Source organism: Streptomyces sp. NPDC050738 (assembly GCF_040654175.1).
GTDB lineage: Bacteria > Actinomycetota > Actinomycetes > Streptomycetales > Streptomycetaceae > Streptomyces.
The window spans coordinates 191,842-210,113 of the sequence record NZ_JBFAHN010000008.1; the positions used below are offsets into that span (position 1 = coordinate 191,842).

Consider the following 18,272-nt stretch of genomic DNA (forward strand, 5'->3'; position numbering starts at 1 on the left):
TTGTCGATCTCCGATGTGCGGGAGCGCTGGGATGAGCGGGTCAGGCGGATCCATAGATACGGGTACGAGCGGCGGCCGCGGTCGCCTCGGCAGTGTGCTGTCGGGGCTGGCCGTGGCCGTCGGCTGTGTGCTCTTCCTCGGGGGGTTCGCGTGGGGGGCGGTGCAGTACAAGCCGTACACCGTGCCGACCGACTCGATGACGCCGACGATCAAGGCGGGCGAGCGGGTGCTGGCGCAGCGCATCGACGGCGGCGAGGTGCACCGCGGTGACGTGGTGGTCTTCAAGGACGCGCTGTGGGGCGATTCGCCCATGGTCAAGCGTGTGATCGGGATCGGCGGCGACAAGGTCGCCTGCTGCGATGCGCAGGGCAGGCTGACGGTCAACGGCAAGCCGGTCGAGGAACCGTATCTGCAGGACACCAAGCGTGCATCGCCGGTCGCCTTCAGCTCCACGGTGCCCCAGGGGCAGCTGTTCCTCCTGGGCGACGAGCGCACCAACTCGATGGACTCCCGGGTGCATCTGACCGACGCCGACCACGGTTCCGTACCGCGCTCGGCGGTGAGCGCGCGGGTGGACGCCATCGCCTGGCCGATGGGCGGGATGCTGGAGCGGCCGGCGGGCTTCGCCTCCATGTCGGGCGGGATCTCGCAGCCGGGGCCGCTGAGGCTGGTGGTGTGGGCGCTGGTGGCCGGTGTGGTGCTGATCGTCGGCGGATCGCTGTACGGGCCGCTCAGCCGGCTCTTCGGCCGCAAGAAGCCTGCGCCTCGTGCCGGCTGAGGGCGGCGGCGGACTGCGGAAGGTCGCACGGGTCGTTCTGCTCGACCCGCAGGACCGGATCCTGCTGATGCATGGGTACGAACCCGACGACCCGGAGCGCACCTGGTGGTTCACGCCGGGCGGCGGGGTCGAGGGCGCCGAGACGCGGGAACAGGCGGCGCTGCGCGAGCTGCAGGAGGAGACCGGGATCACGGAGGTCGAGATCGGCCCCGTGCTCTGGACGCGGATCTGTTCGTTCCCCTTCGACGGGCGCCGCTGGGACCAGGACGAATCGTATTTCCTGGTGCGTACGGCGCAGACCGAGACCGTGATGGACGGTTTCACGGCGCTGGAGCGGCGCAGTGTCGAGGGGTTGAGGTGGTGGACCTCCGCCGAACTGTCCGCGACGCGTGAGACGGTGTATCCGACCAGGCTCGCCGGGCTGCTGAAGACGCTGCTCGACGAGGGTCCTCCGGCGGCGCCGGTGGTTCTGGCCCCGGAAGTCGTCTAGGGGCTCAGGGGACCGGCGCACAATAGGGGGACGTACGGCTGAAGGGGAACATGCCATGAGCGCCGAGGACCTCGAGAAGTACGAGACCGAGATGGAGCTGAAGCTCTACCGGGAGTACAGGGATGTCGTCGGGCTGTTCAAGTACGTGATCGAGACCGAGCGGCGTTTCTACCTCACCAACGATTACGAGATGCAGGTGCACTCGGTCCAGGGTGAGGTCTTTTTCGAAGTCTCGATGGCGGATGCCTGGGTCTGGGACATGTACAGGCCGGCCAGGTTCGTGAAGCAGGTGAGGGTGCTCACCTTCAAGGACGTGAACATCGAGGAGCTCAACAAGAGCGATCTCGAACTTCCGGGTAGCTGATCCGGGTGACGGAGTTGTCCACAACCGGCGAGTAATCCACCAAGATCCACTCGTTGGGCGTGCTTGCCCCAGAGTCGGTGCCGGAGGTGGTGCCGACATGAACGCACGGGGGGCACTCGGGCGGTACGGCGAGGAGCTGGCGGTTCGGACGCTGGCCGGGGCCGGGATGACGGTCGTCGAGCGGAACTGGCGATGCAGGGCAGGGGAGATCGACATCGTCGCCGAGGACGGCGACGCGCTGGTCGTCTGCGAGGTCAAGACCCGTAGAGAAGGGTCCTTCGAACACCCCATGGCCGGTGTCACACCGGTCAAGGCGGACCGCCTGAGACGCCTGGCGGAGCACTGGCTCTCGCTCCACGGCGGCCCGCCCCCGGGCGGAGTGCGCATCGACCTCGTCGGGGTGCTGGTGCCCAGGCGTGGGGCGCCCGTGGTCGAGCACGCGCGGGGGGTGGCCTGAGATGGGCTTCGCGCGTGCGTGTGCGGTGGCGCTGGTGGGCGTCGAGGGTGTGGTGGTCGAGGTCCAGGCCGATCTCGAACCGGGCGTCGCGGCCTTCGCGCTGGTGGGTCTGCCGGACAAGAGCCTGGTGGAGAGCAAGGACCGGGTCAGGGCGGCGGTGGTGAACTCCGGCGCGGAGTGGCCCCAGAAGAAACTGACGGTGGGCCTGAGCCCGGCATCCGTACCCAAGGGCGGCAGCGGCTTCGATCTGGCCGTGGCCTGCGCGGTCCTGGGTGCGGCCGAGCGAATCGACCCCAAAGAGATCGCCGACCTGGTCCTGATCGGCGAGCTGGGCCTGGACGGCGGGGTCCGGCCGGTGAGGGGCATCCTGCCGGCGGTACTGGCCGCGGCGGAGGCGGGCTACCACCATGTGGTGGTCCCCGAACAGACAGCAGGCGAAGCCGCGTTGGTGCCGGGCATCTCGGTCCTCGGTGTGCGGAGCCTGCGCCAGCTCATCGCCGTACTGACCGGTGAGCAGGTGCCGGACGAGGCGCCCACGGAACCAGGCCGCCCGGACGCGGGCCTGGCAGGGCTTCTGGTGCCCGGCGCGGGGGTGGGCACGGGGCTGACGGCGGACCCCGGCGGGATCCGCCCGGACCTGGCCGATGTCGCGGGGCAGAGCGGAGCGCGCCAGGCGCTGGAGGTGGCGGCGGCCGGCGGCCATCACCTCCTGCTGCACGGTCCGCCCGGGGCCGGCAAGACGATGCTGGCCGAGCGGCTGCCCGCGATCCTGCCTCCGCTGACGAGAAGGGAGTCGCTGGAGGTGACCGCGGTGCACTCGGTGGCGGGTCTGCTGCCGCCGGGGGAGCCGCTGGTGAGCGTGGTCCCGTACTGCGCACCGCACCACTCGGCGACGATGCAGGCGCTGGTCGGCGGGGGGAACGGGCTGCCGCGACCGGGAGCCGTGTCCCTGGCGCACCGCGGAGTTCTGTTCCTGGACGAGGCGCCGGAATTCTCCGGACGGGCGCTGGATGCTCTGCGGCAGCCGCTCGAATCGGGGCATGTGGTGATCGCGCGCAGTGCCGGAGTGGTGCGGTTGCCGGCACGCTTCCTGATGGTTCTCGCGGCGAATCCGTGCCCTTGTGGGCGGCACGGCCAGCGCGACTCGGACTGTGAATGCCCGGCGTCTGTGATCCGCAGGTACCAGGCGCGGCTCTCCGGGCCGCTGCTGGACCGTGTGGATCTGAGGGTGCGGGTCGAGCCGGTCCAGCGGGCGGACCTGATGGGGCAGGGCGGCCGCGGAGAATCGACCGCGGTGGTCGCGGCTCGGGTGCGTGAGGCGCGGGAGCGGGCTGTGACGCGGCTGGAGGGGACTCCGTGGACCACCAACAGCGAAGTGCCCGGCCATGAACTGCGCACCCGCTGGGCTGTCTCGCCGGGAGCACTCGCAGCGGCAGAACGGGACATGGAGCGCGGGCTCCTGACGGCTCGTGGCCTGGACCGGGTGCTGCGGGTCGCCTGGACGGTGGCGGACCTGGCAGGCAACGACCGGCCAGGACCGGGGGACATCGATCTGGCGCTGCAGCTGCGGACAGGCATTGCGCGGGGCGTCGCGCAGGACGCCGTGAGTGCGTCATGAGCGGGGGAGCGGACGAACAGGAGCGGATGGCGCGGGCGGCTCTGACCCGCGTCCTGGAGCCGGGGGAGGAGATCGGCGGGCGATGGCTGCGGGAACTGGGGGCCGTGGAGGTCATACGCCGGCTCACCTGTGAGGAGGGGAAGGGCGAGCCGCTGGCCGGGGCGAGCGCGAACCGGCTCGGGGGGTACCGGCTGCGGGCCGCGGCCGCCGTGCCGGAGCGGGATCTGGCGGCGGTGGCGGCTGTCGGCGGACGGTTCGTCTGCCCCGGAGACCAGGAGTGGCCCCGGCAGCTCGATGATCTGGGGGATGCCAGGCCGGTGGGGCTCTGGGTGCGGGGGCGGCCCCATCTGCGGATCTGGGCACTGCGGTCCGTCGCGGTGGTCGGGGCCAGGGCGTGCACGTCGTACGGAGCGCACATGGCGGCCTCCCTCGGGTCGGGGCTCGCCGAGCGGGGGTGGGTCGTGGTCTCCGGGGCCGCCTTCGGGGTCGACGGGGCCGCACACCGAGGGGCGCTGGCAGCGAACGGGGCCACCGTCGCGGTCCTCGCCTGTGGGGTCGACCAGGTCTATCCACGCGGGCACGGCGAGTTGATCGGCCGGATCGCCGAACAAGGTCTGCTGGTCGGCGAGTTGCCACCGGGCGACCATCCGACGCCCAGCCGATTCATCATGAGGAACCGGGTGATCGCCGCGCTCACCCGCGGCACCGTGGTCGTCGAGGCCAAATACCGCAGTGGTTCGCTGGTCACCGCACGGAGCGCGCAGAAACTCGGCCGGTTCACCATGGGGGTACCAGGACCGGCGACGAGCGGACTCTCGGCCGGAGTGCACGAACTCCTCCGCGGCGAGGGCGTGCTGGTGACGGACGCCGATGAAGTGGCCGAGCTGGTCGGCGAGATCGGTGATCTCGCCCCGGAGCGGCGTGGCCCCGTACTGCCCAGGGACCTGCTCGATCCCGTCGCCGCGCGGGTGTTGGAGGCCCTGCCGGCCCATGGGGCTCTGCAGGGGCGGGACATCGCGCGGGAGTCGGGGACCTCGGGCGACGAGGTGCTCGGCAGGCTGTACGAACTCCACTCGTTGGGGTTCGTCGAACGCCACGGCGACAGCTGGAAGTTGGCGGCGCATGCCATGCGGACGGGCAACGCGCGGCGAGGCGGTGCTTGACCTGGGGCAATCGGGTGAAAAGGTGATGCCGATGACCTGCACGGTCCTCTCGGCATCGCCTCCCGGGTGTTGCCGACGGTACGGAAGTGAGCAGTCGCGATCCCCTATCCTTCGCGCACTGCGACTCCTCAGTCACGCTACGCTCACAAGGAATCCGGCTCAGACACAAGTCCCCACGCACGTCACAGCAGAACGGCTCAAGGCAACGCATGCCCCAGCACACGTCCGGGTCCGACCGCGCGGCAGCGCCCCCAGCTGCCCGGGGTCACGACCGACCCGCCGCGCCATCGACCCTCGATGAGCTGTGGCGGTCGTACAAGACCTCGGGCGACGGCCGGCTGCGGGATCAGCTGATCCTGCACTACTCGCCCCTGGTGAAGTACGTCGCGGGACGCGTCAGCGTGGGATTGCCGCCCAACGTCGAGCAGGCCGACTTCGTCTCGTCGGGGGTCTTCGGGCTCATCGACGCCATCGAGAAGTTCGACATCGAACGGTCCATCAAGTTCGAGACCTACGCGATCACCCGTATCCGGGGCGCGATGATCGACGAACTGCGGGCGCTGGACTGGATCCCGCGCTCGGTGCGGCAGAAGGCGCGGGCCGTCGAGCGTGCGTACGCCACGCTGGAGGCGCAGCTGCGGCGCACCCCGTCCGAGGGCGAAGTCGCCGCGGAGATGGGCATCAAGGTCGAGGAACTGCACGCTGTTTTCAGCCAGTTGTCGCTGGCGAACGTGGTGGCCCTCGACGAGCTGCTGCACGTCGGCGGCGAGGGCGGCGACCGGCTGAGCCTGATGGACACGCTGGAGGACCACCACGCGGACGACCCGGTGGAGGTGGCCGAGGACCGCGAACTGCGGCGGCTGCTCGCCCGGGCCATCAACACCCTCCCCGACCGGGAGAAGACCGTCGTCACGCTCTACTACTACGAAGGCCTGACGCTGGCCGAGATCGGCAACGTGCTCGGTGTGACGGAGAGCCGCGTGAGCCAGATCCACACGAAGTCGGTGCTCCAGCTGCGGGCCAAGCTGGCCGACGTCGGTCGTTGAGGCGGAGCTGAATCGTCCCTGCCCGTTCTCTGTCCGTAGAGTGGAAACGTGCCCAGGATTCGAGCGGCCTCCGTGGCCGAGCACCGGACCATGCAGCGCAGCGCCCTCCTCGACGCCGCACGCTCCCTGCTGTCCGAGGGCGGTACGGAGGCGCTGACCTTCCCCGCACTCGCGGAGCGCACGGGCCTCGCCCGGTCCTCCGTGTACGAGTACTTCCGCTCGCGCGCCGCTGTCGTCGAAGAGCTCTGTGCCGTGGACTTCCCGGTGTGGGCCTCGGAGATCGAGGCCGCGATGGAGGGGGCCGCTTCGGCCGAGGGCAAGGTCGAGGCCTACGTACGGCAGCAGCTGGCGCTGGTCGGGGACCAGCGGCACCGGGCCGTCGTCACCATCTCGGCCAGTGAACTCGACGCAGGGGCAAGGGAGAAGATCCGCGATGCGCACGGCGGGCTGATCGCCATGATCGTCGAGGCGCTGCAGGCTCTCGGGCAGGAACAGCCCCGGCTGGCGGCGATGCTGCTGCAGGGTGTGGTGGACGCGGCGGTACGAAGGATCGAGGCCGGCGCGGAGAATCCCGGCGCGATCGCCGACGCCGCGGTGTCGATGGCGCTGCGGGGCGTCCGGGGCTGAGCAGCACCGCGCGGGCAGCCGCTGCCGCCGTGGCCAGGAGCAGGGCGTGCATGGCGTCCGGGGCACCCGCGACCGCCGGACGTTCCGGGCCCATGGGGGCTGGGGCGCTCTCCGGTACGCCGAGGACCGGGAGCAGCCGGGACGGCGGTCTGCGCAGGAGCTCCGGGGGCAGCAGGGACAGCGGGTCCAGATAGGTGTCCCCGCGCAGCAGGCCCCAGTGCAGACAGGGCGCCGCGCAGTGGAAGGCGCCCGGCGAGAGCGTGGCGACCTCTGCGCCCGCCGCGACGTCGTCGCCCTTCTCCACCGTCGGCTCCACCGGTTCGTATGTCGTACGCAGCCCGGTGCCCGCCACCGTGATCGACACCACCCCGCGCCCCGCCACCCGGCCCGCGAAGAACACCGTCCCCGCCGCCGCGGCCCGCACCGGAACACCGGCCCGCGCCGCCAGGTCCACGCCCCGGTGGCCCGGGCCGTACGCGGAGGACGGCGGATCCCAGGCCCGGACGACGGCGGGGTGGTAGCCCACCGGCCAGCTCCGGTCTCCGGACAGGTCGGTGGCCCCGGCAGGAGCGGCGGCGGTCAGCAGGAACAACAGGCTCAGCAGGATCAGGCGCATACGGAAACCGTCCCGCGGAACGCCCCCGCGCGTGCGGCCCTGTGGACGGCCGGACGGTTGTGGACATCGCCGTCACCCGGCACCCGGCGGGTCCCGTACACTTCTTGTGGCGATCCGGGTCACCGGGTCGACTTCGCACGCCCCCCACCATCCCTTTCTGAGCGGTTGGTGGACGCGCCTCTCGGTCCCTTGTGGCAGGCGCGTAGGGGCGTCAGGCGCGACAGCAATCCTGCGGTCGCGACAACCGAGCACCTCAAGGAGTACGGCCATGGCCGTCGTCACGATGCGGGAGCTGCTGGAAAGCGGCGTCCACTTCGGTCACCAGACCCGTCGTTGGAACCCGAAGATGAAGCGCTTCATCTTCACGGAGCGCAACGGCATCTACATCATCGACCTTCTCCAGTCGCTGTCGTACATCGACCGCGCCTACGAGTTCGTCAAGGAGACCGTCGCCCACGGCGGCTCGGTCATGTTCGTCGGCACCAAGAAGCAGGCGCAGGAAGCGATCGCCGAGCAGGCGACGCGCGTGGGCATGCCCTACGTCAACCAGCGCTGGCTCGGCGGCATGCTGACCAACTTCTCCACCGTCTACAAGCGCCTTCAGCGTCTGAAGGAGCTCGAGGTCATCGACTTCGACGACGTCGCAGCCTCGGGTCTCACCAAGAAGGAGCTCCTGGTCCTCTCGCGCGAGAAGGCCAAGCTGGAGAAGACCCTCGGTGGTATCCGTGAGATGTCGAAGGTTCCCAGCGCCGTCTGGATCGTCGACACCAAGAAGGAGCACATCGCCGTCGGCGAGGCTCGCAAGCTGAAGATCCCGGTCGTCGCGATCCTCGACACCAACTGTGACCCCGACGAGGTCGACTACAAGATCCCGGGCAACGACGACGCGATCCGCTCCGTCACCCTGCTCACCCGCGTGATCGCCGACGCCGTCGCCGAGGGCCTCATCGCCCGCTCCGGCGCTGCGACCGGCGACCAGAAGCCGGGCGAGAAGGCCGCCGCCGAGCCGCTCGCCGAGTGGGAGCGCGACCTGCTCGAGGGCGAGAAGAAGGCCGACGACAAGGCTGAGGAGGCTCCGGCTGCTGCCGAGGCCCCCGCCGCCGAGGCTCCGGCCGCTGAGGCGCCTGCCGCCGACGCCGCCGCCGAGGTCGTCGAGGCCCCCGCCGCCGAGGCCGAGGCCCCGGTCGCCGAGGCCCCCGCCGCGGACGCCGCTGAGAAGGCCTGACCTTCACCGGTTCGGTAGTTGACGGCGGGGGCCCCACGGGCCCCCGCCGTTCACCCGTAGATCTTCCAGACTTCGAAAGAGAATTTCAGGATCATGGCGAACTACACCGCCGCTGACGTCAAGAAGCTCCGCGAGCTCACCGGCGCCGGCATGATGGACTGCAAGAAGGCGCTCGACGAGGCCGACGGCAGCGTCGACAAGGCCGTCGAGGCCCTCCGTATCAAGGGTCAGAAGGGCGTCGCCAAGCGCGAAGGCCGTTCTGCCGAGAACGGCGCCGTCGTCTCCCTCATCGCCGACGACCACACCACTGGTGTTCTCGTCGAGCTGAAGTGCGAGACGGACTTCGTCGCCAAGGGCGACAAGTTCCAGGCCGTCGCCAACACCCTGGCCGCGCACGTCGCCGCGACCAACCCGGCCGACATCGCCACGCTGCTCGCCTCCGAGATCGAGGCCGGCAAGACCGTTCAGGCGTTCGTCGACGAGGCCAACGCCAACCTCGGCGAGAAGATCGTCCTGGACCGCTTCGCGCAGTTCACCGGCGGTTACGTCTCCGCGTACATGCACCGCACCATGCCCGACCTGCCCCCGCAGATCGGTGTTCTGGTCGAGCTGGACAAGGAGAACGCCGAGGTCGCCAAGGGCATCGCGCAGCACATCGCCGCCTTCGCGCCGAAGTACCTCACCCGTGAGGACGTTCCGGCCGAGGTCGTCGAGACCGAGCGTCGCGTCGCCGAGGAGACCACCCGCGCCGAGGGCAAGCCCGAGGCCGCGCTCCCGAAGATCGTCGAGGGTCGCGTGAACGGCTTCTTCAAGGACGCCACGCTCCTCGGTCAGCCGTACGCCCTCGACAACAAGAAGTCCGTCGAGAAGGTACTGCAGGAGGCCGGTGTCACCCTGAAGCGCTTCTCGCGCATCAAGGTCGGCATCTGAGTCCGTCTCTCGACCGGCCCAGGACCCCGATAGGGTCTGAAGCAGTCGGCCGCGTACGCGCAGGGCGACCGCAGATCTGACGAGGAGGCCATTGCCGCACAGGGAACCGCAAGGACCCCGGGCAATGGCCTTCTTCGTATGTGTACGAGGAGATCCCCATGGAACAGGCCGATAAAGCCGACATCACGAGCGACGGCAAGAAGCGCGGCCGCTTCATGCTGAAGCTGTCCGGCGAGGCGTTCGCCGGCGGCGGCGGCCTCGGCGTCGACCCCGACGTCGTCCACGCCATCGCCCGCGAGATCGCCGCTGTCGTACGCGACGGCGCCGAAATCGCGGTCGTCATCGGCGGCGGCAACTTCTTCCGCGGTGCCGAGCTCCAGCAGCGCGGCATGGACCGGGCACGCTCCGACTACATGGGCATGCTCGGTACGGTCATGAACTGCCTCGCCCTCCAGGACTTCCTGGAGAAGGAAGGCATCGACTCCCGCGTCCAGACCGCCATCACCATGGGCCAGGTCGCGGAGCCGTACATCCCGCTGCGTGCCGTGCGCCACCTGGAGAAGGGCCGCGTCGTCATCTTCGGCGCGGGCATGGGCATGCCGTACTTCTCCACCGACACCACCGCCGCCCAGCGCGCGCTGGAGATCGACGCCGAAGTCATGCTCATGGGCAAGAACGGTGTCGACGGGGTCTACGACTCCGACCCCAGGACCAACCCGGACGCGGTGAAGTACGACGCGCTCGACTACAACGAGGTCATCACCCGGGACCTGAAGGTGGCCGACATGACCGCCATCACCCTGTGCCGGGACAACGACCTCCCCATCCTCGTCTTCGAGCTGCTCACCTCCGGCAATATCGCCCGCGCGGTCAAGGGTGAGAAGATCGGGACGCTTGTGAACGGCCGGGGAACCCGGGCCTGACCGGGGCATGGACAAAGCCTGTCCGGTCGGACACCGTGCAGGTAAGACGCGGATTTAGCCCTCTCAAGACATGCAGGAGCAAGTGGTGATCGAAGAGACCCTCCTCGAGGCAGAGGAGAAGATGGAGAAGGCCGTCCTGGTCGCCAAGGAGGACTTCGCCGCGATCCGCACCGGCCGTGCGCACCCGGCGATGTTCAACAAGATCGTGGCGGACTACTACGGTGCCCTCACCCCGATCAACCAGCTGGCCTCGTTCTCGGTTCCCGAGCCGCGGATGGCCGTGGTGACCCCGTTCGACAAGAGCGCGCTGCGCAACATCGAGCAGGCGATCCGGGACTCGGACCTCGGCGTCAACCCGAGCAACGACGGCAACATCATCCGTGTGACGTTCCCTGAGCTGACCCAGGACCGCCGCAAGGAGTACATCAAGGTCGCCAAGACCAAGGCCGAGGACTCCAAGATCTCGATGCGCTCCATCCGCCGCAAGGCGAAGGAGACCCTCGACAAGCTCGTCAAGGACAAGGAGTCCGGCGAGGACGAGGTCCGCCGTGCCGAGAAGGAGCTCGACGACACCACCGCGAAGTACGTCGCACAGGTGGACGAGCTGCTCAAGCACAAGGAAGCCGAGCTGCTCGAGGTCTGATGAACGACTCTTCCTGGGGCGCCCCGCCGAGAGCGGAATACTGGGGTCAGGCCCCCGACCAGGGGCCTTTCCCGGCGGGTCCCGCATACGGTGAGCATGAAGTTGAGCAGACTCGGCCCATGCCCATCGTGCCCGACGCAGGCAGAGACGGCGAATACGCCGGAGACTCAGCACAGAACGACGACCGCGATCACCGTGACCAGGGGGCCGCTCGGCTGAGCGGGCCCCTGTTCCGCGACGAGATTCCGCAGGAGCCCATGTCCGCCCCCGAACCGCCGCCTCCTGAGAAGAAGAAGGCGGGCCGCGATCTGCGGGCGGCCATAGGGGTCGGTGTCGGTCTCGGTGTGGTGATCATCGCCTCGCTGTTCATCGTGAAGGCGCTGTTCGTCGGCGTGATAGCGGTCGCCGTGGTCGTCGGCCTGTGGGAGCTCACCTCCCGCCTCGAGGAGCGCAAGGGCATCAAGGCGCCGCTCGTGCCGCTCGCTGTGGGCGGTGCGGCGATGGTCGTCGCCGGTTACGTACGCGGTGCCGAGGGCGCCTGGGTGGCGATGGCGCTCACCGCTCTCGCCGTCCTGGTGTGGCGGATGACCGAGCCGCCCGAGGGCTACCTCAAGGACGTCACCGCAGGGGTCTTCGCGGCCTTCTACGTACCGTTCCTGGCCACCTTCGTCGCGATGATGCTCACCTCGGACGACGGTCCGCAGCGGGTGCTCACCTTCCTGCTGCTCACCGTGGTCAGCGACACGGGTGCGTACGCGATCGGCTGGCGCTTCGGCAAGACCAAGCTGGCACCGCGCATCAGCCCCGGAAAGACCCGTGAGGGTCTGGTCGGGGCGGTGACCTTCGCGATGGCGGCGGGCGCGCTGTGCATGCAGTTCCTGATCGACGACGGTCAGTGGTGGCAGGGTCTGCTGCTCGGCCTCGCGGTCGCGGCCAGTGCGACCCTGGGCGACCTGGGCGAATCCATGATCAAGCGTGACCTTGGGATCAAGGACATGGGCACGCTGCTTCCGGGCCACGGCGGCATCATGGACCGACTGGACTCGCTGTTGCCGACCGCGCCGGTGGTCTGGCTGCTGCTCGTGCTGTTTGTCGGGTCCTGACCTGCGGTTTTGTTGAGGGAGGGCTCGTTGTCCACAGGGCGGCGGGCCCTCCTTCGTATGTCTGCGACACTTGAAGGACCATGCCTAAGCCCGGAGAACTCACTTTTGTCGCGCCCCGCGGGGCGAAGCTGCCGCCGACCCACCTCGCCGACCTGACGCCCGCCGAGCGCAAGGACGCCGTGGCCGCGATCGGTGAGAAGCCGTTCCGCGCCAAGCAGCTGTCGCAGCACTACTTCGCGCGGTACGCGCACGATCCCGAGCAGTGGACCGACATCCCTGCCGGCTCGCGGGAGAAGCTCCGGGAAGCGCTGCTGCCCGATCTGATGAGCGTGATCCGTCACATCAGCTGTGACGACGACACCACCCGCAAGACGCTGTGGAAGCTGCACGACGGGACGCTCGTCGAGTCCGTGCTGATGCGCTACCCGGACCGCGTGACGATGTGCATCTCCTCGCAGGCCGGATGCGGCATGAACTGCCCGTTCTGTGCCACGGGGCAGGCGGGTCTGGACCGTAATCTCTCCACCGCCGAGATCGTCCACCAGATCGTCGACGGCATGCGTGCCCTGCGCGACGGGGAGGTGCCGGGCGGTCCCGCGCGGCTCTCCAACATCGTCTTCATGGGCATGGGCGAGCCGCTCGCCAACTACAAGCGCGTCGTCGGGTCGATCCGGCGGCTGACGGACCCGGAGCCGGACGGGCTCGGGCTTTCGCAGCGTGGGATCACCGTCTCGACCGTCGGGCTCGTCCCGGCGATGCTGCGGTTCGCCGACGAGGGCTTCAAGTGCCGGCTGGCCGTTTCGCTGCACGCCCCCGACGACGAGCTCCGGGACACCCTCGTCCCCGTGAACACGCGGTGGAAGGTGCGCGAGGTGCTGGACGCGGCATGGGAGTACGCCGAGAAGTCCGGGCGCCGTGTCTCCATCGAGTACGCGCTGATCCGCGACATCAACGACCAGGCCTGGCGCGGTGACCGGCTCGGGCGGCTGCTGAAGGGGAAGCCGGTCCATGTGAACCTGATTCCGCTGAACCCGACGCCCGGGTCGAAGTGGACCGCATCGCGGCCGGAGGACGAGAAGGCCTTCGTCGCGGCGATCGCGGCCCATGGTGTGCCCGTGACCGTACGGGACACGCGTGGCCAGGAGATCGACGGGGCCTGCGGTCAGCTGGCCGCCTCCGAGCGGTAGGGGCTGACCAGGGGCGTGTAGCCTGGCGGCACATTTTCATATTCCGACAGGGGAGCGCCACAGCGCTGAGAGTGCGGTCCACACCGCAGACCCTCAGAACCTTGCCCAGGTCATTCTGGGTAGGAAGTTCGGTCATCACTCGAGCTGTTGCGCCCTGCCCGCTTTCCCACGGGCAGGGCCGCGTCTCTTCCTGGATCTCCCAGGAGGAAAATCAGTGAGCACCACCACCACCAGAATCACGGTCACCGCCGTCGCCGCCGCGCTGGGTGTCACCACCCTTGCCGCGTGCGGGAGTTCGGACGACACATCATCCAGTGGTACGCCGTCCAAGACCGTCACCCTCGTCAGTCACGACTCCTTCGCCGCCTCCCCGGCCGTGCTGAAGGAGTTCACGAAGCAGACCGGGTACACGGTCAAGGTCCTCAAGAGCGGGGACGCGGGCGCCGCCCTCAACCAGGAGATCCTCACCAAGGGGTCCCCGCGCGGTGACGTCTTCTTCGGCGTCGACAACACGCTCCTCTCGCGCGCCCTCGACAACGGGCTGTTCCAGTCGTACACGGCCAAGGGACTCGACCAGGTGTCGGCGGACGTGCAGCTGGACGCGGAGAAGCACCGGGTCACGCCGATCGACAGCGGTGACATCTGCGTCAACTACGACAAGAAGTACTTCGCGGACCACAAGATCGCGGTGCCGCAGTCCTTCGACGATCTGGTGAAGCCGGAGTACAAGAACCTGCTGGTCACCGAGAACGCGGCCACCTCGTCCCCCGGCCTCGGCTTCCTGCTCGGCACCACCGCCCAGTACGGCGACGGCGGCTGGGAGACGTACTGGAAGAAGCTCAAGGCCAACGGCGTGAAGGTCGTCGACGGCTGGGAGCAGGCCTACAACGAGGAGTTCTCCGGATCGGCCGGCGGCAAGAAGGCCAAGGGCGAGAGGCCGCTCGTCGTCTCGTACGCCTCCAGCCCGCCCGTCGAGGTGCTGTACGCCAAGCCGCAGCCCAAGACCGCGCCGACCGGTGTCGCCACCGGGACCTGCTTCCGGCAGATCGAGTTCGCGGGGCTGCTCGACGGGGCGAAGAACACGGCAGGGGGCAAGGCGCTGATCGACTTCCTGGTGAGCAAGGCGTTCCAGGAGGACATGCCGCTCAATATGTTCGTCGACCCGGTCGCGAAGGACGCGAAGGTGCCCGCGCTCTTCACCCAGTTCGGGGCCAAGGTCACCGATCCGAAGACCGTGGCACCCGACACCATCGCCAAGAACCGTGACCAGTGGGTCAAGTCGTGGTCCTCGCTCGTCCTGAAGTAAAGGCCGCTGTGCGCGGGAACGCGGTGCGGATCGGGCTCATGGCCGGTCCCGTCGCGTTCTTCGCGCTCTTCTTCGCCTATCCGGTCGTCGCGATCGTCGGGCGGGGGCTCGACGTGGGCGGCGACTGGCAGTTCGGGCGGATCGGGGAGGTGCTGAGCGAGCCGGACATTCTACGGGTGCTCTGGTTCACCCTGTGGCAGGCGCTCGCGTCGACCGCTCTGACGCTGCTGATCGCGCTGCCCGGTGCGTATGTCTTCGCGCGCTTCGACTTCCGGGGGAAGCAGCTGCTGCGGGCCATCGTGACCGTGCCGTTCGTGCTGCCGACCGTGGTCGTCGGGACCGCCTTTCTGGCGGTCCTCGGGCGCGGCGGGATGCTCGACCAGCTGTGGGGCGTACGGCTCGACACCACGGTCTGGGCCATCCTGCTCGCCCATGTCTTCTTCAACTACGCGGTCGTCGTACGGACCGTGGGCGGCCTCTGGTCCCAGCTCGACCCCCGGCAGGAGGAGGCCGCGCGGGTGCTGGGCGCTTCGCGGTTCGCCGCCTGGCGCAAGGTCACCCTGCCCGCTCTCGGGCCTGCTGTCGCCGCCGCCTCGCTCATGGTCTTTCTCTTCACATTCACGTCTTTCGGGGTCGTGCAGATCCTGGGCGGGCCCGCGTTCTCGACGCTGGAAGTCGAGATCTTCCGGCAGACCGCGCAGCTGCTCGATCTTCCGACGGCCGCCGTGCTGACCCTGGTGCAGTTCGCCGCCGTCGGGGCGATTCTCGCCCTGCACGCCTGGACCGTACGCAGACGGGAGAGCGCGCTGAAGCTCGTCGACCCCGCGCAGACGGCACGCCGTCCCCGTGGGGCGGGGCAGTGGGCGCTGCTCGGCGGGGTCCTCGTGTCGGTGGCCGCGCTCATCCTGGTGCCGCTCGGGGTGCTGGTGCAGCGCTCGCTGGACACCCCGGAAGGGTTCGGCTTCGGCTACTACCGGGCGTTGCAGTCCCAGGGCGCGGGCGGCGGCACCTTCCTCGTACCGCCCATCGACGCCATCTGGAACTCGGTGCAGTACGCGCTGGTGGCGACCGCGATCGCGCTGGCCGTCGGGGGTCTGGCGGCCGCCGCGCTCACCCGCAGGGCGGGCAGGCTGGTGCGCGGGTTCGACGCGCTGCTGATGCTGCCGCTCGGGGTCTCCGCCGTGACCGTGGGCTTCGGTTTCCTGATCACGCTGGACAAGCCGCCGCTGGACCTGCGGTCCTCCTGGATCCTGGTGCCGCTCGCCCAGGCGCTGGTCGGTGTGCCCTTTGTCGTACGGACCATGCTGCCTGTGCTGCGGGCCGTGGACGGGCGCCTGCGCGAGGCGGCGGGGGTCCTCGGGGCGTCCCCGCTGCGGGCCTGGCGGGAGGTGGACCTGCCGATGGTGCGCCGTGCGCTGCTGGTGGCCGCCGGGTTCGCCTTCGCCGTGTCACTGGGGGAGTTCGGGGCGACGGTCTTCATCGCACGGCCCGACAACCCGACCCTGCCGGTGGCCGTGGCGCGGCTCCTCGGACGAGCCGGCGACCTCAACTACGGCCAGGCGATGGCCCTTTCGACGATCCTGATGCTGGTGTGCGCGGTGTCGCTGCTGGTGCTGGAGCGTATCCGTACCGACCGCTCGGGAGAGTTCTGATGCTGAGGCTGGAGGGTGTGTCCGTACGCTTCGGGGCGCGCGCCGCCCTGGACGCGGTGGATCTGGAGGTCGCCGACCACGAGACGGTCTGTGTGCTCGGGCCCAGTGGCAGCGGCAAGTCGACGCTGCTGCGGGTGGTGGCGGGGCTGCAGGAGGCCTCGTCGGGGAAGGTGCTGCTTGACGGCGCCGACCAGAGCGCGGTGCCCGTGCACCGGCGCGGGGTCGGCCTGATGTTCCAGGACCATCAGCTCTTCCCGCAGCGGGATGTCGCCGGGAACGTCGCCTTCGGGCTGCGGATGCGGGGCGTCGGGCGGAGTGAACAGGCCCGCCGTGTCGAGGAGTTGCTGGAGCTGGTCGGCCTTCCGGGGGCGCAGCGGCGGGCGATCGCCGCGCTCTCCGGCGGCGAGCAGCAGCGCGTCGCGCTCGCGCGGGCGCTCGCCCCGCAGCCGAAGCTGCTGATGCTGGACGAGCCGCTGGGGCAGCTGGACCGAGGGCTGCGCGAGCGGCTCGTCGTCGAACTGCGGGAGCTCTTCGAGCAGTTGGGGACCACCGTGCTGGCCGTCACGCACGACCAGGGCGAGGCCTTCGCGCTCGCCGACCGGGTCGTGGTGATGCGGGACGGACGGATCGCACAGGTGGGTACGCCGCTCGATGTCTGGCAGCGGCCCGCCTCGGAGTTCGTGGCGCGCTTCCTCGGCTTCGACAACGTGGTGTCGGCGACCGTGAGCGGCGAGGCCGCCGACACGCCCTGGGGGAAGATCCCGGTGGCCGCCGGGTCCCCGCAGGGCGAGTGCCGGCTGCTGGTGAGGCCCGCGGGCGTACGCCTCGTACCGGCGGACGAGGGGCTGCGCTGCACGGTGCGGGCGCGCACCTTCCGTGGTCACCATGTCGCCGTCATCCTGCAGCCGGAGAGCGGTCCGCGGCTGGAGGCGGAGTGCCCGCCGGCCGCGGCCCCCGAGGCGGGGGCGACGGTCGGGGCGGCCTTCGCGGCCGACGACGTGGTCCTGCTGCCCGCGATGTAGTCAGCCCAGCATGCGGGCCAGTGCCTCGGGGGCCTCGGCCACCGTGTCGACGAGCGCGATACGGGACTCCATCGGGCGGCCCTTCGCCAGGGCCTGCAGCAGCGGCCAGGCGGGCAGCTTCTGTGTCCAGTGCGCACGGTCCACCAGGACCATGGGGGTCGGTTCGCCGCGCGAGCTGTAGTAGTTCGGCGTCGCGTTGTCGAAGATTTCCTGTACGGTCCCGGCCGCGCCCGGCAGGAAGACGACGCCCGCCGTGGAGCGGGCCAGCAGGCCGTCCTCGCGGGTCGCGTTGGCGAAGTACTTGGCGATGTGGCCGGCGAAGGCGTTCGGCGGCTCGTGGCCGTAGAACCAGGTCGGGATGCCGACCGAGTCGCCGCCGCGCGGCCAGCGGGTCCGTACGTCGAAGGCCGCGCCGGCCCAGTCGGAGATGGAGGGCGTGAACGACGGTGCCTTGGCGAGGAGTTCGAGCGCCTCGTCCAGCATCGCGTCGCGGAAGGGCGAGGCGTACGCGCCGAGGTTCGCCGCCTCCATCGCGCCGGGGCCACCGCCCGTGGCGACGGTCAGTCCCGTGCGGGCCAGGGTGCGGCCCAGGCGGGCGGCGCCCGCGTACTCGACGGTGCCGCGCGCCATCGCGTGGCCGCCCATGACGCCCACCACCTGGGCGCCGACGAGGTGTTCGTCGAGGGCGTCGGAGATCGCGTCGTCGTGGATCGAGCGGAGCATCGAGGCGAAGACGTCGCCGTCGGACTTGGTCCGCTGGAACCAGTCGTAGGCGCGGGCGTCGGGGGTCTTCTCGTACCCCTCGGCGAGCCCGCCGAAGAGCTCGTCCGCGGAGTAGAGCAGCCCGCGGTACGGGGCGAACGGCAGCCCGGGCACGGGCGGGAAGACCAGCGCGCCGTCGCCGCGGACCTTGGCCTCTGCCGCGGGGTTCATCGGGCAGCCCAGGAAGACGGCACCCGCCGAGTCGGCGGCGGCCAGGGCGTCGTCACGGCCCGTCAGGTCGACGGCCTGAATGCGGTGGCCGCCGAGCGGGCCGCGGGCGACGGCCCGGTCGAACTCGTCCAGGGTTTCGATCTCACGATCTTCGTTCTGATCCACGCGACTATCGTACGGGCGGCGGTG

General features: G+C 69.8%; 18 protein-coding genes, 1 pseudogene and 1 riboswitch. Of the genes and pseudogenes, 17 read left to right on the top strand and 2 right to left on the bottom strand.

Annotated features, from left to right (window positions below; translation table 11 throughout):
- Positions 1-31: 31 nt before the first annotated feature.
- The 8 genes from lepB to AB0H78_RS22185 all read left to right on the top strand — a co-directional run bounded on the left by lepB (position 32) and on the right by AB0H78_RS22185 (position 6,543).
- Positions 32-778 (top strand): signal peptidase I, encoded by a 747-nt coding sequence (gene lepB, locus AB0H78_RS22150; protein ID WP_363236220.1) that lies wholly within the window; start codon positions 32-34, stop codon positions 776-778.
- Positions 768-1,268, top strand: a complete 501-nt coding sequence (locus tag AB0H78_RS22155; RefSeq protein ID WP_363236221.1) for an NUDIX hydrolase — start codon at positions 768-770, stop codon at positions 1,266-1,268. The genes lepB and AB0H78_RS22155 overlap by 11 nt, the downstream gene beginning before the upstream one ends.
- A 55-nt stretch (positions 1,269-1,323) precedes the next feature.
- Positions 1,324-1,632: a DUF2469 domain-containing protein gene (locus AB0H78_RS22160; protein WP_005311352.1), complete on the top strand. Its 309-nt coding sequence runs from the start codon at positions 1,324-1,326 to the stop codon at positions 1,630-1,632.
- A 97-nt stretch (positions 1,633-1,729) separates the two neighbouring features.
- Positions 1,730-2,089, top strand: coding sequence for a YraN family protein (locus AB0H78_RS22165; protein ID WP_363236222.1), 360 nt, complete (start codon positions 1,730-1,732; stop codon positions 2,087-2,089).
- A 1-nt stretch (position 2,090) separates the two neighbouring features.
- Complete coding sequence (locus AB0H78_RS22170) at positions 2,091-3,707, top strand: YifB family Mg chelatase-like AAA ATPase (RefSeq protein WP_363236223.1); 1,617 nt, start codon at positions 2,091-2,093, stop codon at positions 3,705-3,707.
- On the top strand, positions 3,704-4,870 hold the full coding sequence (gene dprA / locus AB0H78_RS22175) for a DNA-processing protein DprA (protein WP_363236224.1): 1,167 nt from the start codon (positions 3,704-3,706) through the stop codon (positions 4,868-4,870). Before AB0H78_RS22170 ends, dprA begins: the two co-directional genes overlap by 4 nt.
- 209 nt (positions 4,871-5,079) lie before the next feature.
- The gene (gene whiG, locus AB0H78_RS22180) at positions 5,080-5,916 is read left to right on the top strand and encodes an RNA polymerase sigma factor WhiG (protein WP_363236225.1); all 837 of its coding nucleotides are present in this window, start codon (positions 5,080-5,082) and stop codon (positions 5,914-5,916) included.
- A 72-nt stretch (positions 5,917-5,988) separates the two neighbouring features.
- Positions 5,989-6,543 carry a helix-turn-helix domain-containing protein gene (locus AB0H78_RS22185; protein ID WP_363236390.1) on the top strand — a complete coding sequence of 185 codons (555 nt, stop codon included), beginning with the start codon at positions 5,989-5,991 and terminating at the stop codon, positions 6,541-6,543.
- Positions 6,544-6,784: 241 nt separating this feature from the next.
- Here the strand turns inward: AB0H78_RS22185 and AB0H78_RS22190 are convergent.
- Positions 6,785-7,159 (bottom strand): annotated as a pseudogene (locus AB0H78_RS22190) (M23 family metallopeptidase); the annotation flags it as partial.
- 268 nt (positions 7,160-7,427) lie between these two features.
- Between AB0H78_RS22190 and rpsB the strand changes: the two are divergent.
- The 9 genes from rpsB to AB0H78_RS22235 all read left to right on the top strand — a co-directional run bounded on the left by rpsB (position 7,428) and on the right by AB0H78_RS22235 (position 17,150).
- The gene (gene rpsB / locus AB0H78_RS22195) at positions 7,428-8,384 is read left to right on the top strand and encodes a 30S ribosomal protein S2 (protein WP_363236226.1); all 957 of its coding nucleotides are present in this window, start codon (positions 7,428-7,430) and stop codon (positions 8,382-8,384) included.
- 93 nt (positions 8,385-8,477) lie between these two features.
- Positions 8,478-9,314, top strand: coding sequence for a translation elongation factor Ts (gene tsf / locus AB0H78_RS22200; RefSeq protein ID WP_363236227.1), 837 nt, complete (start codon positions 8,478-8,480; stop codon positions 9,312-9,314).
- A gap of 158 nt (positions 9,315-9,472) precedes the next feature.
- Complete coding sequence (gene pyrH, locus AB0H78_RS22205) at positions 9,473-10,237, top strand: UMP kinase (protein ID WP_363236228.1); 765 nt, start codon at positions 9,473-9,475, stop codon at positions 10,235-10,237.
- Between the two features lie 85 nt (positions 10,238-10,322).
- A complete protein-coding gene (gene frr / locus AB0H78_RS22210; protein WP_363236229.1) occupies positions 10,323-10,880 on the top strand; it encodes a ribosome recycling factor in 558 nt (185 codons plus the stop codon).
- The gene (locus tag AB0H78_RS22215; protein WP_363236230.1) at positions 10,880-11,983 is read left to right on the top strand and encodes a phosphatidate cytidylyltransferase; all 1,104 of its coding nucleotides are present in this window, start codon (positions 10,880-10,882) and stop codon (positions 11,981-11,983) included. Before frr ends, AB0H78_RS22215 begins: the two co-directional genes overlap by 1 nt.
- Positions 11,984-12,063: 80 nt before the next feature.
- Complete coding sequence (rlmN, locus tag AB0H78_RS22220) at positions 12,064-13,170, top strand: 23S rRNA (adenine(2503)-C(2))-methyltransferase RlmN (protein ID WP_363236231.1); 1,107 nt, start codon at positions 12,064-12,066, stop codon at positions 13,168-13,170.
- Positions 13,171-13,208: 38 nt separating this feature from the next.
- A riboswitch (TPP riboswitch) is annotated at positions 13,209-13,314 on the top strand.
- Between the two features lie 70 nt (positions 13,315-13,384).
- A complete protein-coding gene (locus AB0H78_RS22225; RefSeq protein ID WP_363236232.1) occupies positions 13,385-14,476 on the top strand; it encodes a thiamine ABC transporter substrate-binding protein in 1,092 nt (363 codons plus the stop codon).
- 38 nt (positions 14,477-14,514) lie between these two features.
- Positions 14,515-16,128 carry an iron ABC transporter permease gene (locus AB0H78_RS22230; RefSeq protein WP_363236233.1) on the top strand — a complete coding sequence of 538 codons (1,614 nt, stop codon included), beginning with the start codon at positions 14,515-14,517 and terminating at the stop codon, positions 16,126-16,128.
- A complete protein-coding gene (locus AB0H78_RS22235) occupies positions 16,128-17,150 on the top strand; it encodes an ABC transporter ATP-binding protein (protein ID WP_363236234.1) in 1,023 nt (340 codons plus the stop codon). Before AB0H78_RS22230 ends, AB0H78_RS22235 begins: the two co-directional genes overlap by 1 nt.
- Here AB0H78_RS22235 and AB0H78_RS22240 read toward each other — a convergent pair whose 3' ends face one another.
- A complete protein-coding gene (locus AB0H78_RS22240; RefSeq protein WP_363236235.1) occupies positions 17,151-18,248 on the bottom strand; it encodes a Rossmann fold nucleotide-binding protein in 1,098 nt (365 codons plus the stop codon).
- Positions 18,249-18,272 lie beyond the last annotated feature (24 nt).

Excerpts from the sequence above, each read along its gene's own strand:
- AB0H78_RS22160 (WP_005311352.1), top strand. The coding sequence starts at position 1,324 with ATGAGCGCCGAGGACCTCGAGAAGTACGAGACCGAGATGGAGCTGAAG.
- AB0H78_RS22165 (WP_363236222.1), top strand. The coding sequence starts at position 1,730 with ATGAACGCACGGGGGGCACTCGGGCGGTACGGCGAGGAGCTGGCGGTT.
- AB0H78_RS22170 (WP_363236223.1), top strand. The coding sequence starts at position 2,091 with ATGGGCTTCGCGCGTGCGTGTGCGGTGGCGCTGGTGGGCGTCGAGGGT.
- AB0H78_RS22215 (WP_363236230.1), top strand. The coding sequence starts at position 10,880 with ATGAACGACTCTTCCTGGGGCGCCCCGCCGAGAGCGGAATACTGGGGT.
- rpsB (WP_363236226.1), top strand. The coding sequence starts at position 7,428 with ATGGCCGTCGTCACGATGCGGGAGCTGCTGGAAAGCGGCGTCCACTTC.
- lepB (WP_363236220.1), top strand. The coding sequence starts at position 32 with ATGAGCGGGTCAGGCGGATCCATAGATACGGGTACGAGCGGCGGCCGC.
- dprA (WP_363236224.1), top strand. The coding sequence starts at position 3,704 with ATGAGCGGGGGAGCGGACGAACAGGAGCGGATGGCGCGGGCGGCTCTG.
- whiG (WP_363236225.1), top strand. The coding sequence starts at position 5,080 with ATGCCCCAGCACACGTCCGGGTCCGACCGCGCGGCAGCGCCCCCAGCT.
- tsf (WP_363236227.1), top strand. The coding sequence starts at position 8,478 with ATGGCGAACTACACCGCCGCTGACGTCAAGAAGCTCCGCGAGCTCACC.
- AB0H78_RS22235 (WP_363236234.1), top strand. The coding sequence starts at position 16,128 with ATGCTGAGGCTGGAGGGTGTGTCCGTACGCTTCGGGGCGCGCGCCGCC.
- pyrH (WP_363236228.1), top strand. The coding sequence starts at position 9,473 with ATGGAACAGGCCGATAAAGCCGACATCACGAGCGACGGCAAGAAGCGC.
- AB0H78_RS22230 (WP_363236233.1), top strand. The coding sequence starts at position 14,515 with ATGGCCGGTCCCGTCGCGTTCTTCGCGCTCTTCTTCGCCTATCCGGTC.
- rlmN (WP_363236231.1), top strand. The coding sequence starts at position 12,064 with ATGCCTAAGCCCGGAGAACTCACTTTTGTCGCGCCCCGCGGGGCGAAG.